Source organism: Paracoccus sp. MKU1 (assembly GCF_001447385.1).
Classification (GTDB): domain Bacteria; phylum Pseudomonadota; class Alphaproteobacteria; order Rhodobacterales; family Rhodobacteraceae; genus Paracoccus.
This window is the reverse complement of sequence record NZ_LLWQ01000064.1, coordinates 1-17139: the sequence shown is the minus strand read 5'-3', so window position 1 is coordinate 17139 and position 17139 is coordinate 1. Positions and strand designations below refer to the sequence as shown.

Genomic DNA, 17139 nt, shown 5'->3' with positions numbered 1-17139 from the left:
CCTCCCGATTCGTTCATAGCTGAAACTCCGCCTTCTCAAGTGCGGCTTCAGTTTCCTTGCGGTTTATTGTCACAATATGCTGGGTATGGGCGCTCTGCTTTGCAGCGTCACCAAGCAAACCAAGACGCTTCAAAACATAGAAGAGCATTGCATAACGAACCGTCAGCACGCCGTTACCGTAATCGAGCCCATAATCCTTGGCGACGACCTTCTTCTGGCTTGCGGTGAGCGCTGGATGCGGACCTATGATAACGTCGAAATAGTTGTTCCAGAGCCAATCCCGCTCGCCGGGCTCGCCCGGCTCACCCTTCGCACCTACCTCCAGAATGCGCGGCAGCAGGAAATCCTTGAACTTGTGTTCGAGGTGGCAATAGGCCCGGACATGCCAACGGAAGCCATCGTAGCCGAAGGCATGAGGGGTGATGCGCCGCCAGATAGGGTCCGGCCGCGCCTTGTTCATCGACTGATAGAAGATCTCGACGGAGTGCCCCTCACGGCTCGCGTCGAGCATCTTGCGCAGAACCTCTATGTCGATGTCTCGCCTGGGAGTCAGTGCGACGTCGGCGCTGGGGAGCGCGGCGATCCAGGAATCATGAGATGGCACAGCGCCTTCAGCGACCGAACGAAGCTGCGCGAGATAGACGTAAGGGTCGGGATCGAGAAAGCGCAGCATGAACTTCTCGGCCGCGACGTAGCGCTTGGCGCGCGTGTCATATTCCATGTTCCCTGGCGCCCGCTCTTGGTAGAGCGTCAGATCCTTCGACGCCTGCGGAACCGACACACCAAACACCTCCACGAGGTCGGCGCGGTTGATCGAGCCCTCCCAGAACAGCCGGAACTCGATGAATTCGAGTCGGCGCTCCACCCCCCATTTCAGCGCCGTTGCAGCCTCTGCCATTGCTTCCCGTTTCGTAAGTGAGGATAAAAACTATATGGACACCACGATGAAGTGCGTGTAATTATTATTCCCATTAAGGGCGCCCGTCAATGGGCGATTGGACATGGGCGGGGCAAGTCATGCAGCGGCACAACTCGAAACGCGAGATGACCGGCCAACCGACAGTGGTCCCAGCGATAACTCCGCGCCCGGGCAATACAGCAACCGGAAGGAGAGCGGCCATGACCATCCCGAGTCGATCCACGCTGGTCATTCATGGCCGCCTCGCCATGCGGGAAAGCCGGCTGGCGGCGGCCCGGAACGCGCGTCACGGACTGCAGGTCATGTCCTTCGAGCAGGCGGTCGTCCGGCTGGCCGGCGGCTTCGCCCGACCGATTGACGACGAGAACCTGCGCGCGGCCATTCAGGCGGCCTTGCCGGCGACCCAGATGGGAGAACTGGAGAGCATCAAAATCCTCCCCGGCATGATCGACGCGGCAGTCGATACGCTCCGCAAAGCCTGGCGCGCGGGCATCAACCTTGCCGCACACGCGGCCGCTCATCCCCGACTCGCCGCGATTGCGCGCCTCGAAACGGCCGTCCTCGATCAGCTTCCGCCCGGCATGATGCGGCCTCTCGACATCGTCACTGCCGCGATCGCCCGCATCGGTCACGCACCGACCGTCCTCGGCCCGATTGAGATCGTCGGCCTTACCGAACTCTCGCCCTGCTGGAGGCCGCTGCTCGCAGCCCTCACCGCACATATCCCCGTGCAGTGGACGGCCGGCCCAAGGAGCGTCCCCACATGGCTCGAAAGCACGGGCGTCACCATATCGCGCTCGCCGGCACACACGCCGGAAATTCGCGCCGTGAGCGCCGCAACGGCCTATCACGAGGCCATCGAGGCGATGCGCTGGGTGCGAAGCCTCCTCGCCTCGGGCGTATCGCCTTCGGAAATCGCCCTCGCGACCGCGTCGCCCGCAGATTATGATGATCACTTCCTCGCCCTGCGCGCCGACGCCAATATCGACCTGCACTTCGTTCATGGCGTCCGAACCGTCGCCACGCGCGAGGGCCAGGCGGCCGCAGCGCTGGCCGACATCGTCGTTCGCGGCCTGTCGCAATCGCGCCTGCGCCGCCTCGCGGCGCTGTGCCGGGACGGCGGGCCTTTCGAGGCCCTGCCCGAAGGCTGGTTGCGCGTCCTGCCGACAGACGCTCCTCTCTCTACGCCGAGCGCCTGGAACCGCCTACTGGCCAGGCTGACGCCAGACGACTGGCCCGATGGCGCAAACCACGCGCCGACACTGCGCTCGGCGGTTGAGATTCTGGCGAAAGGATCGGACGCAGCGGCGGAGATCGGTGAAGCCTTCCTCAAGGGCCGAGCGCACGCAATCTGGCGCAAGGCACTGCTCGCCGGGCCTGCCGCCTCGATCGACGCAACGCTGGAAATCTTGAAACAGGACGACGGACTGGAAGCCTGCGTCTCCGTCGCCTGGATGCCGGCCAGCGCGCTCGCGGCATCCCCCCGCCGTTTCGTGCGGCTGCTGGGCCTCAATTCCTCGCGCTGGCCACGCGGGATCGCCGAGGACCGTTTGATCCCGGATCACATCATCCCGACCCCGGTCCTCGATCCGCTTCCGGTGAACCTCGCCGACCGCCGAGATTTCAAGACGATCCTCGCCACGACGGCTGGCGCTGTCGTTCTCTCGCGCGCCCGGCGCGACAGCGACGGCCGTCTCCTGGGACGCAGCCCATTGCTTGCCGGGCATGGCGCCGAAACCTACCTCCGCCGCAACGCGACGCCGGCCCACGCCTTCAGCGAAACCGACCGTCTTATGGCGCGGCCACAGGAATTCGCCGCTGATCCGCAAGCGATCGGCGCGCAAGGTTGCTGGCGCGACTGGCGGCAGACTGAGATCACGCCCCATGACGGGCTCGTCCGCGCGGACCATCCGCTCGTTCTCGCCATTCTCGATCGCACCCAGTCGGCCAGTTCGCTTCGCCGTCTGCTACGCAATCCGCTCACTTTCGTGTGGATCTATGCGTTCGGATGGCGCGAACCGCAAAGCAGCGCCGAGCCGCTGGTGCTCGACGCGCTCGGAATCGGCGATCTCGTCCACTTGGTTCTCGACCGCGCCTTGCGCGACCTCGAGATCGGGGGTGGGCTCGCATCTGCCGACACGGACATGATCGAAATCGCAGTGGCCCGAGCCGCGCAGACCGTCGCCGCCGATTGGGAAAGCGAACGCCCTGTTCCGCCGGCGGTTATCTGGGGCCGCACCCTCGACGACGCCCGCGCGCTGGCGGGCCGCGCCCTGTCCTATGGGGACGACGCCTTGCCGGGCGCACGCGCCTATGGCGAGGTGCCGTTCGGCGGCTCAGAACCGAAATCCGAAGCGGAGGCCCCATGGGATGCGACCGCGCCGGTCACGATTCCCGATACCGGCTTCAATATCGCCGGCTATATCGACCGGCTCGACATTTCGGGCGACGGCAAGCGTGCGCTGGTTCGCGACTACAAAACGGGCCGGACGCCGCAGGGAAACATCCGGCTGAACGGCGGGCGCGAGCTTCAGCGCTGCCTCTATGCCTTTGCGGTGAAAGCGCTCCTTGGCGATGACGTCGCCATCAGCGCCTCGCTGCTCTACCCGCGAGATCCGGTCGATCTCCAGCTCGATGATCCCGAGGCGGTGCTCACGGAAATCACGGGCTATCTCCGCGCGGCGAGGGCCAGCCTCGCCAGCGGCGCGGCGCTGCCTGGGCCGGACACTGGCGGCGACTATGACGACCTCGCCTTCGCCCTGCCGGCCAACGCCAGCGCCACCTATTGCAAACGCAAACTCCCGGCCGCGACGGAGCGGCTGGGCGAAGTCGCTCAGATCTGGGAGGCGGAATGATGAGCAGAGTGTCCACAGTGCTGAAGGATGACGGCGCGCGCCGCGACGCGATCAGCCTCCATGATCGGTCGATCCTCGTTGAGGCCGGCGCGGGTTCGGGCAAGACCGCCGTCATGGCAGGGCGCATCGCCGCGATGCTTGCCGAAGGGGTCTCGCCGCGCGCCATTGCCGCCGTCACCTTTACCGAACTCGCCGCGAGCGAGCTGCTGTCCCGTGTCCGCGAATTCGTCGCCGACCTCTCGGACGGCAAGATCGCGACCGAGCTGCGCGTCGCGCTGCCCCACGGCCTGTCCCAGGCCCATCGCGATAATCTCGCCGCCGCAAGCACCGCGATCGACGAAATCACCTGTTCAACCATCCACGGCTTCTGTCAGCGCCTGATCAAGCCCTATCCGGCGGAGGCCGACATCGATCCCGGCGCCGGCGTCATGGATCGCAATCAGGCCGATCTCACCTTCCTCGAAATTGTTGATGGCTGGTTGCGCGAGCGCCTGTCCGGCGGCCAGGGCGGCATCCTCGCAGAGATGGTGTTGCACAGCCCCGGCGAAACCGTGGCGCTCGTTCACAAGATTGCCGAAAATCTGCGCCGCCGCCGTACCCTCGCCGCGCCGCCCATATCCCCGCTTGACGGCCGCCTGACGGCGTTCCGGCAGGCCGCGGCGGATTTCGCGGGCTTCATGCATGGGACAGGGACGACCGAGCCGGAAACGGTTGTGATCGTCGAACGGCTGGTCGAGATGGCGACCGCGTTGGCAAATGGCTCCGATCCCGCAACCCCCGCCGGCCTCGTCCAACTCCTGACGTCACGGCCGCATCCCGACCTTTGCACCAAATCCGGCACCTTCGCTTCCTATCGCAAGAAGGGCAAATGGGCCGCCGCTGCAAAACAGGCTGGCCTCTCGAAAGCCGATGGTGATCGGCTGAACGACGACGCCGATGCTCATTACACCGCTTGCTGCGATGCCTGGATTTCGCTTCTTCAGGCTGCGGCCAGCCAGGCCCTGGCGGCGCTGATCGAAGAAGCGCGTCCTGTCCTGCAACGCTACCGCGACCACAAGCGCGCAAGCGCCCAGCTCGACTTCGACGATCTGATTTTCGCCGCGCGCGATATGCTGCGCGACCATGACGAGGTTCGCCGCGCGCTGGGACAGCGTTTCGCTCATGTCCTCGTCGATGAGTTCCAGGACACAGATCCCCTGCAAACCGAGATCTTCTGGCGGCTCTGCGGCGAGCCGGTCGAAGGCAATGACGACTGGACCCGCTTCCGGATCCGGCCGGGAGCGCTCTTCCTGGTCGGCGATCCCAAGCAGGCAATCTACCGCTTCCGTGGCGCCGATGTCGGCGCCTATGTGCAGGCGCGCGACGCCTTTCGCGTCCAAGACCCCGACAGTCTCCTGTCGATCTCCACCAATTTCCGCTCCTGCGCCTCGATCCTCACCTTCGTCAACGAACGCTTCGAGGCCGTGCTCTCGGCCGATGGGCAGCCGGGCTTCACCGCTCTCGACCCGTTCCATAGCGACCGAGGCGGCCTGTGCGTGGCGGCCCTCGACATCGCGGTAGCGGACGAAAACGGCAAGGCCAGCGCCGAACAGCAGCGCGACGCCGAAGCCGACGCCATCGCCGAGCTGTGCGCCCGACTGATCGAAAGCCACCCAATCATCGATCGTCGCAGCGGCGCGGAGCGTCCCTGCCAGCCGGGCGACATCGCCTTGCTGGCGCCGACCGGCGCGGAGCTGTGGCGCTATGAGGAAGCCCTGGAGCGCCGGGGCATCCCTGTGGCGACCCAAGCCGGCAAGGGGCTGTTCCGCCGCCAGGAAATCCAGGACCTAATTGCGCTGACCCGCGTCCTGGCCGATCGCCGCGACACGCTGGCGCTCGGCGCGCTGCTGCGCGGACCTCTGGTCGGCCTCACCGAAGAAGACCTGCTGGACATCGTCTGGGGACTTCCGCGCTCGAAGGAACAGCCGGATCGGATTCCGCGCCTGGATCTCAGCATCGACCCGGCCGTCATCACGCACTCACTCGCGCGCGCGGTCATCGAGCGGCTGCAATCGCTCTCCCGGCGCGGCAACAGCACGACCCCGCACGAACTGCTCTCGCAGGCCGTGGACGTGATGCGCGTCCGCCCGCTCCTCCTCGAGCGCCATCGCGGCCAGGCCGAGCGCGCGCTCGCCAACATCGACCTCTATCTCAGCCTGTCGACCGGCTACGCCGTGCGCGGCCTGCGCGCCTTCGCCGAGGCGATGACAGCAGCGTGGTCCGACGAGGCGCGCGCCGTCGAGGGACGGCCCGACGCGCAGGAGGAAGCGGTCGCGCTCTTCACCATGCACGCGGCCAAGGGGCTGGAATGGCCGATCGTCATTCCGGTGAATACCATGACCGGCGTCATGGCGCCCGAAAGCGCCGTCATCGACCGCCAGACCGAGACTTTCTATTGCCCGGTCCTGGGCGTCGCACCCGAAGGCTACGAAACCGCGCGCCAAGCGGAAAAGGAAGAGCTGGACCGCGAACGCATCCGGCTCTGGTATGTCGCGGCCACTCGCGCCCGCGAACTTCTCGTCCTCCCCCGGCTCGACACCACGCCGTCGAAATCCGCCTGGATCGGTCTCGTCGATCTGTCGCTCGCCGACCTGCCCGGCTTGGACGCCTCCCATCTGCCTGCCGGCCTCACGGCCGCAGGAGCGGGCACGGACAATACCCAGACGCGCGCGACCTTCGCCGCCGAGGCCGAAACCATCACAGCCGCGCAGACGCGGCTGACCTGGCTTGCTCCCAGCCGCGACGAAAACGCCGCCGGGATCGTGCTGCGGGAGGAAGAAGCCGCAATCTGGACCGGGTTGGCCGACGACCAGCCTCCCGAGCTGGAAGCCGCTGCCCTCGTGCAAGGCGGCCGGGAGCGCGGGCTGATCCTCCACAAGCTCATGGAAGAGGTGCTGACCGGCGAAACCTCGGAGGCGGAAGCCGCCCTGACCGACCGGGCGGCCGACCTCATCCACGCCCTCGGCCGGTCTCCGGTCTCCGCCCCGGCGACGGGGCTGTCGGCTGAAGAACTGGCCGCCTGTGTCGTGCAAACCCTCGCCCTACCCGACATTGCGATCCTGCGGCCGGACCTTCTGGCCGAATTTCCCGTCTATGCCGCACAGGCGTCCGATGGCGTAGAAACCGCAACGGCCGGGATCACAGACGCTCTGACTATTGGCGAGGATGGCCGGCCCGTCGTGGTTGTCGACTGGAAGAGCGACGTGAATCCCGAGGCTCAAACGCTCGACCACTATCGGGCTCAGGTCCGCGCCTATCTCGATATGACCGGCGCCGAGCGCGGGCTCATCGTTCTGATGACGAGGGGAATGGTGATTGCCGTCTCGCCCTCGCCACAGACGGTGGCGACCTAACGGAGGGAGACACGATGGCCTCCCGCAAGCGCCCCGCCGGCCCCAATCAGGACGATCTCTTCAATCCCGAGGTCGAACTCCTGCTGCCGGCTCGGCTTGCCATTGATGGCAAAGTGCTGGGAAGCCCCGTGCGCCAGTTGGTGGTTCCGACGCTGAGGGTGCGATGCCGGCTGCGGCCCTTCGCCATCCGCCGCGTCAATGGTCACGAGACGACCCTGGACTCCGGCGAGATTCTGAAGATCATCAGTGCGAAGACGGCGACGCCATTGGAAGCCGATCTCGTTCTCCTTGTGCCCGGCGCAACGGATCCGGAACGGATCGCCGATGCGCTCGAACTGGGTGAAGGCCGGTGGATGAATGCACCGCCGACCAGCATCGACACGCTGGATCGTTCCGCACGCGCCGAGCGTCTGAAGGCGGTCTCCGCGTCCTGGATCGACGCGATACATCTGCGCGAGGGACGAGCCGCGGCGGACGGTCAGCCGGCGCAGCCTGGCTTGCGGCGTCCCCAGATCGGCGCGCTTCACGCCGCGCTTGCCCATGCGACACGATCGACGGACCCGGCCACCATCGTCATGCCGACGGGCACGGGCAAGACCGAGACAATGCTGGCGCTCAATGCCAAACGGCGGTTCGAGCGCCTGCTGGTGGTGGTCCCCACCGACGCTCTGCGTGAGCAGATCGCGGGCAAATTCGAGACCTTCGGCGTCCTGAAACAGCAGAAATGTCTCGATGAGACCGCAGCCTTCCCTTTGGTCATGCGGCTCTCGCACATTCCGGCGAGCGAAGCCGAAGTCGATGAAATCTTCGACAGCGCCAATGTCGTCGTCACCACGATGCAGATCGCGGGTCGCGCCGAGGCGCCGGTGCAGGAACGGATGGCGGCCCGTGCCTCCGCACTCTTTATCGACGAGGCACATCACATCGGGGCACGGACGTGGAAATCCTTTCGCGGGCTCTTCGCCGAGCACGAGCCGCCCATTCCGGTGATCCAGTTCACCGCCACCCCGTTTCGTGAGGATGGTGGACGCGTCGATGGGGAGTTCATCTACACCTACCCGCTGAAAAAGGCGCAGCAGGAAGGCTATTTCAAGCCGATCCGCTTCGAGGCCGTATTCGGGCTGGATCAAGCCGACGCCGACCAGGCGATCATCGACAAGCTCGGCGAAGTGCTCGCCTCGGACCTGGACGCCGGCCTCAACCATCTGGCGATGGCCCGTTGCAGCACCATCGAACGCGCCAAACACCTGCATAGCCTCTATGCGACGGCCTATCCGGACTACCGGCCTGTCATCGTCCACAGCCAGCAATCGCTGAAGGAGCGGCGTGAAAATCTGGCAGCGCTACGCCGCTTTGAGAGCCGGATTATCGTATGTGTCGACATGCTCGGCGAGGGCTTTGACCTGCCCGAGCTGAAGATCGCTGCATTGCACGATCATCACAAGAGCGTGGCGGTGACGATCCAGTTCGTCGGCCGCTTTACCCGCCAGGACCCAACCCTGGGTGATGCGACGGTGATCGCCAATACCGGCATCGACGATGTTGATCGTTCGCTGGCCAAGCTCTACGCCGAGGACGCCGACTGGAACGCGCTGGTAGAGGCGCTCAGTTCGGCCAAGATCGAACGCCAGGTTCGCCGCGCCGAGATGTTCAAGGGCTTTTCGGGGGATCTGATCGACATTCCGCTCCAGACCCTCGAGCCGAAAATGAACGCGGTCCTTTACCGGACGTCCTGTGATGCTTGGGATCCGTTTCGCGCGGAGGAACTCTACAATCCCGGCGTCTATCTCGGCATGAAACTGAACCCGCATCAACGGGTCGCGATCTTCGTGACTCGGGCGGAGGAACAGGCGCGCTGGACCTCGGCGCAGCAGGCGGTAAACGTCACCTGGGATCTGCACATGCTCCACTGGGATCAGGCAAGTGGCCTGCTCTACATCAGCAGTTCCGCCAAGGGGCCGTTCGACCGCCTGGCAAAGGCGGTTTGCGGCGATACGACCCGCCGCGTAGAAGGCGAGGAAGTGTTCCGCAGCCTCCACGGGTTCAAGCGGCTCATCCTGCGGAACCTCGGCCTCACCCACCATCAGGGGCGCGGCGTCCGCTATTCCATGTATATGGGCGTGGACGTCGCCGACGGCCTCGACAGCGCGAAATCCCAGTCGCGGATCAAGAACAACATCTTCGCCACTGGTTTTCTCGACGGCGTGCCGGCCTCACGCGGATGCTCGGCGAAGGGCAAGTTCTGGTCCAGCGCCAAGGTCCATGACCTGACCGACTGGGTGGACTGGTGCCAGGATGTCGGTCGCACGGTGAACGATCCCAGCATCACGACCGACGGCGTCTTCAAGAGCGCGATGCGCCCCCACCAGATCAGCCAGCGCCCGGCTGTTCCACCCGTGGCGATCCATTGGCCTGAATCTTTGATCACGCAGTTTGAGGAGCGGATCGAGATCTCGTTCGGCGATGAGCCCGTAACCTTCGCGGAATGCGATATCGAGTTGCTCGATAACGCTCGTTCCGGACCGTTGCGCTTCGCCGTGCGGAGCGATGACCACACGGCCGAGTTCGAGATCGTCTTCAGCGATGGGCATGCCCGCTACCCCCAGCGCGCCGGTCCCAAGGCGACGATCAAGGTCGGCAGCAAGATGCAGACGCTGTCCGAATCCTTCGGCGAGGATTCGCCACAAATCGACTTCGGCGATGGCTCGCTGCTCATCTACAGCCATCTCTACACTCTGCCCGAAGGCGAAACGATCGAGCCCTACCCATCCGACAAGATCGAAGCCTGGGATTGGTCGAAGGCCAATATCCGCGTCGAGTCTCAAGGCACGAGTAAGCGCGCAGACTCAGTCCAGCGTCTCGTCATCGACACGCTGCTGGCGGCCCCCGATCCCTATGATGTGATCTTCGACGATGATGGCAAAGGCGAGATCGCTGATGTCGTGGCGCTGCGCATCACCGACAGCGTCGTTTCCGTGACCCTGTATCACTGCAAGTATTCCGGGACGGATACGCCAGGTGCGCGTCTCAGCGACCTCTACGAGGTTTGCGGCCAGGCTCAGAAATCCGCTCGGTGGCGCGACCGGCCAGGCCGTATGCTTCAACATATGCTGAGGCGCGAAAAGATGCGCCGGGACCGCGGCCTCAGTTCTCGGATTGAGCAAGGCTCGGCCGCCGCCATCAAGAAACTCAAGGTCGGGTGGCAAGATCACCGCTTCGAGTTCGACGTCCGCATCGTGCAACCCGGGCTATCGCGGCAAGCAATCGGCGAAGAAGGCTTGCATCTCCTTGCCGGGGTTGAAACCTATTTACTCGAAACCCGCGCTATGAGGTTGAAAATTATTGGTAGCGAATGATGTCTTTCGACTCTGAAATATTCTTAAGCTGCAGGTTTAATCACGCCTTGGGGGAGGCTTCGTGTCATCTTTTGGGTTCACCTTTTTGTCGCGCAAAGCGCTGGGCCAGGCCGAACAGATGATGTTCGGCGGCGCAGCGGGGGTGCGCGATGAGGTCGGGTTCCTCATCGTCCACCAGCGCTATGCCGATCACTTCTTCCCCGGCACATCGGTTCTGCACACACGGCTGCGCTACGCGCTTCTCATCCCCTGGCTTTACCAAAGCCTGCGGACGAAGCGCCCTGTCCCCAAGGATTTTGGCCAAGCCTTTTCCGATCTCGAACACGAGCTGACCGGCCGTCTCAAATATGTCGATGGCGTGGGCGGAGAGAAAGATGGGGTGATCGGCGGGGACGTCTTCCCCCGAGCGATCAGCCAGCCGCCAGCCTATGTCTATTGGACAGCCCTCGCCAAGTGGGGACTGATCGGCACCCGCCCGGATGGCCGGCCGTGGAGCCGCCCGGATATGGCGAAGCTCTTGGCGGCGGTCGGCAAGCGCACGCTTCATGACGATGACGGGAAGCCCTTCGAGACGGTTGCCTGGCCCATCTCAGGCTTGATCGATGCCCCCGGCGACTGGGATGGCGGAGGGAAACTCACGCTCGAGCTTTCACCGCCGGAGCAGATCTATCTCGCGACCAAACTGCGCGCCGTTCGCTCACCGACAGATCCAGGGGAGCCCTCGCTCTTGTCGAAACTGGTTGGAAAGCCGCTCGACGAGGCAGATCACTGCTGGGACGGCGAAATTCTCGCGCTCGCCGACAAGGAAGCCGCCATGCTGAAGCGGACCGGCCAGGCGGCGGCGCTGTCGGCCATTGGCAGGGCGATTTATGCGGCCCAGGTCGAGATACTCAAGGAAACGCGCGACAAGCGGCCGCAGCCAAATTTACATCGCGCCGCGCTGAAAGACGCGGTCGAGCAATGGGGCGGACCGGCCGCTCGGCTGGATATGAACCTGTTTCTCGCCGAAATCGGCCACCTCCCGCCCGCGGTTGAAGGGGTTCTGAAGGAGACTTCGGCCTGGGTTCGGGCGAATGGCAAGGATCCGATGCCGTTGCTCGACGTGTACGCGCGGGCGGAGGTCAGCAGGAAGGATGATCGTGCGCGTCTCGCCAACAACCAATTCGGCGTCGATCGGCGCATGGAATGGCAGGGCGAGCGACATGGTCGCGCCGAGCCGCTGCATTATCGCTGGGGAAATGTGAAGCGGCTCCTGCGAGATCTGGAGGATGTCGTATGAGCGATCGGCAGGCTTGGGACGGCCAGCCATACCTCGACGAACTGCGGCCTGGACGATTGGAGACGGTCAAGCTCGCATTGTTCGCGACCTACTCGGTCGACCTGTCTGCGGTCGCGGCAGTGTTGCTCGCCCTGATTGGTCGCAACAATGACAAGGGCAGCGGAACAGCGGTCGATTTTGCCGAAGCGATAGACAGGCTGCGCGATCACGTCAGGATCATCATCCAGCGCGGGAGGATCGCGCGCCCGGTGGCGCTTCCCCGTATCGCAGGCATCCTCGATCAGTTCATCGTCGAGCAACCCTACGATGAACGAGAGCGCAGCTGGCATCCGAAGATTGCTCTGGTCGCCTATAACTGCCCCAAAGCGGAAACGCGCTGGAAGCTCTGGATTGGCAGCCGGAACCTCACCCGATCTCAGGATCTCGACGCTGGCGTTTTGCTGGATGGCAGCGAAAAGCGCGCGAAGGGACGGGTTCGGCTCCCTGGCGTCGGCGCGCTCGGAGGCACTCTCGCACGCTCCGCATCGCGCGAGGATGCCGATGACATCTCGAAGCAGCTGGAGACGATCTGGTGGGATGCGCCCGACGGCTTTCGCTTACGCGGCCTCCTCAATGGGCTGGACCAAGGCGTTCCCTTGCCAGTGGAGCCGCCATCCGGCGCGATCAACGGCATAACGGTCATCAGCCCGTTCTTATCGTCCGACTTTCTAAAAAGGGCCGGCAAGTGGGGGCCCGCTGAATCCAGAACGCTGATTTCGTCGATGCCGGCTCTTGCCGATATCGCCAGCCTGTCCAGGACATCGCTGACCGGCTTCTCGAAAATCCTGGCCTATGCGGCGCCAGACGTGCTCGCTGACGAGTCTACGCTCGCTCTGCCCGGCGGCAACGAACCCGTGGCCGAAGATGATGTGGAGCCGGCGCCCCTTGCTCTCCATGCGAAGATCTTCTGCTTCCACTCGGGCGAGAAGACCATCTTGAGGGTCGGAAGCGCCAATGCGACCGAAAGGGCATGGTCCGGGCGCAACTCGGAAATCATGGTCGAACTCGAGGCGGGCGAAGCGTTCTCTTCCGGCCTGGCGTTCCTAGTCGGCAAAGCGACGCCTGTCACCATAGAGGAACTCGCCGCCGCAGACCTGGGCAGCGTGAGTGCAGCCGATGCGCTGGAAGAGTCGCGCAAGGTGCTCATGGCCTCCTGGGACCCGGTTCTGCGCCGCGACGGGGAATGCTTCTCGATCGATGCCCGGGCGGTTCCTTCGCTCGCCTACCCTGACCATGTGCTGCACGCCGGACCTGCAAATGGCGACCTGCTGACTTGGCCGACCGACGCCGTCCGCCTCGGTCTTGGACCGATCCCCTTGTCACTTCAATCTGCCTTCATTCAGGTCAGGATAAGCAGCCCAGACGGCGATTTGCGGTGGATGCAGCGGGTCACTGTCGATCCGCCTCTCGAAGAGCAGCGGGATCTAGCCGCGCTGGCCAGCCACATGGGGCTTCGCGCATTTCATGACTGGATGCGTGCGATGCTCGACGGCGACGCGCTTCCGGTCGGCGGCGGCGCATGGGATGACGATGCCGGATCGCGGGGCAACCGCTCCCAAGGCCTGGGTTATGACCGCCTTACGTTGGAGGATATTCTCACGGCTTGGGCACGCGATCGCAAAGCCTTCGGCCGGGTCGATCGCCATTTTGCGCCCTATGTGGATGCGCTTCTCGCCCACGGCGAAAACCTGAGCGAAACGGAGAGAGCTGACTTAAACGAACTCGCTCAGATCTGGGCTATCGCGCGGACCCAGCTTGCCTCATGAGCGCAAGATCGAAACCCTTCCAGGCCGCGACGGTCAAGGCTGCAACTGCCGCCCTATCGGGATGCAACCCACTGCGCCGGTTTCTTGTTGCGGACGAAGTCGGCCTCGGAAAAACCGTCGTCGCCCGAGATACGCTTGCGGCGTTGGCGGGCAAAGCGCGTAAGTTCACGGTCTATTATATTACGAGCGGGCTCAAAGTCGCGGACCAGAACAAGGTCGAACTGCTGCGCTTCCTCGACAAGGACGACGCCAAGGACGCACTCTCCATCATCGACCGGGTCGGTCTCATTCCGTTCGAGGAAAAACGGAAGGGAAAGCTGCGGCTCTACGCCTTTACACCCACCACATCGTTCTCCAGCTCGCAGCGCCTCTACGGCGGAAAGGCTGTCGAGCGCGCGTTTATCAAGCTCCTGTTGGACGAACTATACCCGGGCCTGACCGCGGCCTTTCCGGAAGGCTATATCGAATATGGCGCAACGTCCGGCTGGCCATGGGCGTGCGAGGAAGCTCAAGGCAAGTTCGACAATGTCTCCGCCCTCTTCAAGACGGCTTATGGCCGAGCGTTACGCGCGGAATTTGGCAAGCCGGCCCGCGAAAACATTCTGCACGCGATCGATACGAGCAAACATGGCCAGAGCTTGGGCCGGATGCGGAAGGCGCTCGCTCAAGCCGCTTTGGATTCCGCCCCGCCCGATCTCGTCATTTTCGACGAGTTCCAATGCTATCGCGAGCTGCTCGACGCAGGCGCCGATAATCCCTTGGCGCGTCAATTGCTGGCAGGAATAGATGGAGGGACGCCGCCGCCGATCCTCCTCCTGTCCGCCACGCCCTATCGCTTCTATGCCGAGCGCTGGGAAAGCGGCGCTGGGGCTGCTCCTCATGTCGAATTTTTCGAGATTATCGAATTTCTGGGCGGGTCGGCTGTACGCGCTGAGGCTGAAACCCAATTTCGTCGTTTTGGCGATCTCCTGCATTTGATCGGCCACCTGCCACCCGATAGCCGAACGGCGGCGATCGAAGAGGCGCAAACGCTCAAGCATCATCTCGAGGCGCTCCTCACACCGCTCATGTCGCGGACCGAGCGTCCGGCTTCCGACCATGCCGGAGAGCCTGCGCCGCCGTCCGTAAGGATCGAGCCCCACGATCTCGACGTCTATCGCCATTTCACCGACCATGTGCCGCCCAAGCTCGCGGGCAGCGCGATCGGCTACTGGCTTTCAGTGCCTCTCCCTGCGCAAGCGTTGGGGGACCGATACCTGATTTCTCGCGACATAGATTTTCCAGCCACGCGCAGCGTCCCCCGGCTTGGAGTCACCAATTGCTTCAAGCCGCCCAAAGACGGTTGGGGAAGCGCCAAGCTCCGCGCCCTCAACGACCTTGTGCCGACGGAGGCCCTTGCGCTCCCATGGGTGTTGCCATCGCTGACTTGGTGGGCGCCTTCCGGCCCATGGGCGAAGGTGACGCAATCACCCAAGATGCTGATCTTCAGCCGGTTCAGGGCCACGCCGCAAAGCCTGGCAGCCCTTGTCAGCCTAGAGGTCGAGCGCAAATACGTTGGGAAAAGCAGTCTTCCCTACGCCGCCGCGTGGAAGAAACGCCACCTAAATCCGAAGCCCAACCAAGGGCCCACGCTCGCCCTGTTTCACCCGAGCCCCTTCCTGATCCGCGCTGTCGATCCGCTCGATGTGAAGGGAAAGGCGGCGATGAAGCAGATCAGGGACAGGGCACGGCAGCAGATTATTCAGGCGTTGCCCCCGACGATCGCGCCGGATGCTCCGAATGCGCGTAGCAACCGACGCCGCAAACCAGCATGGGCGATCCTCGCTGCCATCGAGCACGCGCAGAAGGCCCCGCTGGCGCGGGAGTTCGCGGTGGTCCAGAAGAACTGGGGCCGGGTCGCACAGAAGGATGCGACACTTCAAACATTGCTCAAACAGCGCCAAGAGGCAGAGGCGATCACCTGGCTAAGCCGGTGGGAGTTGGACGCCTTGGTGGATATGGCTCTCGGCGCCCCTGGCGTCGTGACTGGCCGAGCACTCTATCGCCACCTTCCGGACCTTTTCGATTTCCAGGAGCAGCATTTCGCGCGGCTCGTACGCTTCTGCTGGACACGGCTGCGCACCTATCTGGATCGCCCTGTTTTCTGGTCGGTCTTGCCCGGCGAGGACGCCACGCAGAAATATCAGAATGCGTGCGTTGATGGCTGCCTGGAGGCCGTCCTCGACGAACATTTTTGGCTGCGCAAATCCAAGGTCAACCCTGATGGGCTGATTGAGGATCTGTCGACGGCGCTCGCAGCGAACGTCGGCACCTTCGGGTTCAAGGGGGCGAAGAAGAAGGACAAAATTCGTATCCGTTGTCACGCTGCGGTGCCGTTTGGGGGCGCCGAGACAGAGGCGCATCGACAGGACCATGATGTCAATGAACCGCCACCGGCGCGCTCTGAGGAAATCCGCAGCGCGTTCAACACGCCGTTCTGGCCCCACGTCCTGGCAACAACCTCTGTCGGACAGGAAGGTCTCGACTTTCATAGTTGGTGCGACAGGCTCGGCCACTGGGATCTTTGTTCCAGCCCGGTTGACCTGGAGCAACGAGAAGGCCGCGTTCAGCGCTTCGGCGGACTGACTGTCCGACAACCGCTCGCCCGAAAACTAGGTGAACAAGCGCTTGCGCAAGCACGAGGCCAAGCATCGTCGCCGTGGGACATCATCGCACGCGACGCCGACAAGGCATTCGCGAATGATAAAACCGGCCTCAGCCCGTGGTGGGCGATGGAAGGCGCAGATCTAAAGCGACATTTGTTCGCGCTTCCCCAAAGTCGCGACATTGATCGATTTGCGAAATTGAGGACGCAGAGGCTGCTCTATCGCCTTGCTTTGGGACAGCCGAACCAAGAGGATCTTGTCGATCTCCTGACGCATCACGACGTGGAAACGACGCGATCACTGCAAGCATTGACCCTCGATCTGTCCGCATTTTCACGACAGAAGAACCTCGATAAATAGCGGGCTTGCCATTCGGCGCTCCCGGCTCGTCCATCCTGTTCATGCGGGACAAGCAGCCCCTCACGCGGCCTGATCATCCCAGTCGGCGTCGTGCAGTTTCCCGCCTATTTATATCCCTGACTAGCCGCGTTCCCTACGCCTGAAGATTGATACTTCCCTGGCCACTTGCGCGCGCTCATGTTCGGTCGTGCAGGAGCGTGCGCCATCGAAGCTCGGCCATCGCGTCGATGCCTCTCGTAAGCTCCCGGTGAGGACCGTCTGACGCTGAAGGTGGGATGGATGTAGGAGGCTGAAGCTATGGACACCCATAGCTTCAGTTCCCAAGTCGAGGTTCTCTCGGTGACCGATAGTGGTCGGCGGCGTCGCTGGTCGGCTGCCGAGAAGATCCGTATCGTCGAGGAAAGCCTGTCGCGCCCGCGCAGCGTGGCGCTGACGGCGCGGCGTCACGATATCTCTCGCGCGTTGCTGACGCGCTGGCGGAAGGACTATCGCGAGGGCCTTCTCGGAAATGAGCCTGCCCTGACCTTT

General features: G+C 63.7%; 8 protein-coding genes. 7 read left to right on the top strand and 1 reads right to left on the bottom strand.

The annotated features are described in order from the left end of the window. Nucleotides 1-13 precede the first annotated feature (13 nt). Nucleotides 14-898 carry a WYL domain-containing protein gene (locus tag AQY21_RS03710; protein ID WP_012114968.1) on the bottom strand — a complete coding sequence of 295 codons (885 nt, stop codon included), beginning with the start codon at nt 896-898 and terminating at the stop codon, nt 14-16. Between the two features lie 221 nt (nt 899-1119). Between AQY21_RS03710 and AQY21_RS03705 the strand changes: the two genes are divergently transcribed. The 7 genes from AQY21_RS03705 to AQY21_RS03675 all read left to right on the top strand — a co-directional run. Then, a complete protein-coding gene (locus AQY21_RS03705; protein ID WP_012114967.1) occupies nt 1120-3774 on the top strand; it encodes a PD-(D/E)XK nuclease family protein in 2655 nt (884 codons plus the stop codon). A gap of 8 nt (nt 3775-3782) precedes the next feature. After that, the gene (locus tag AQY21_RS03700) at nt 3783-7166 is read left to right on the top strand and encodes an exodeoxyribonuclease V subunit beta (protein WP_203416368.1); all 3384 of its coding nucleotides are present in this window, start codon (nt 3783-3785) and stop codon (nt 7164-7166) included. Nucleotides 7167-7180: 14 nt separating this feature from the next. Then, complete coding sequence (locus AQY21_RS03695) at nt 7181-10522, top strand: DEAD/DEAH box helicase (protein ID WP_058096456.1); 3342 nt, start codon at nt 7181-7183, stop codon at nt 10520-10522. Between the two features lie 61 nt (nt 10523-10583). Further along, entirely contained in the window at nt 10584-11801 is a 1218-nt protein-coding gene (locus AQY21_RS03690; protein WP_012114964.1) for a DUF6361 family protein, read from the top strand. Next, nucleotides 11798-13606 carry a phospholipase D family protein gene (locus AQY21_RS03685; protein WP_012114963.1) on the top strand — a complete coding sequence of 603 codons (1809 nt, stop codon included), beginning with the start codon at nt 11798-11800 and terminating at the stop codon, nt 13604-13606. Before AQY21_RS03690 ends, AQY21_RS03685 begins: the two co-directional genes overlap by 4 nt. Next, nucleotides 13603-16611 (top strand): helicase, encoded by a 3009-nt coding sequence (locus AQY21_RS03680; protein WP_012114962.1) that lies wholly within the window; start codon nt 13603-13605, stop codon nt 16609-16611. Before AQY21_RS03685 ends, AQY21_RS03680 begins: the two co-directional genes overlap by 4 nt. A gap of 297 nt (nt 16612-16908) precedes the next feature. After that, nucleotides 16909-17139: transposase (locus AQY21_RS03675; RefSeq protein ID WP_152988095.1), on the top strand; the 231-nt coding region annotated here is incomplete at its 3' end.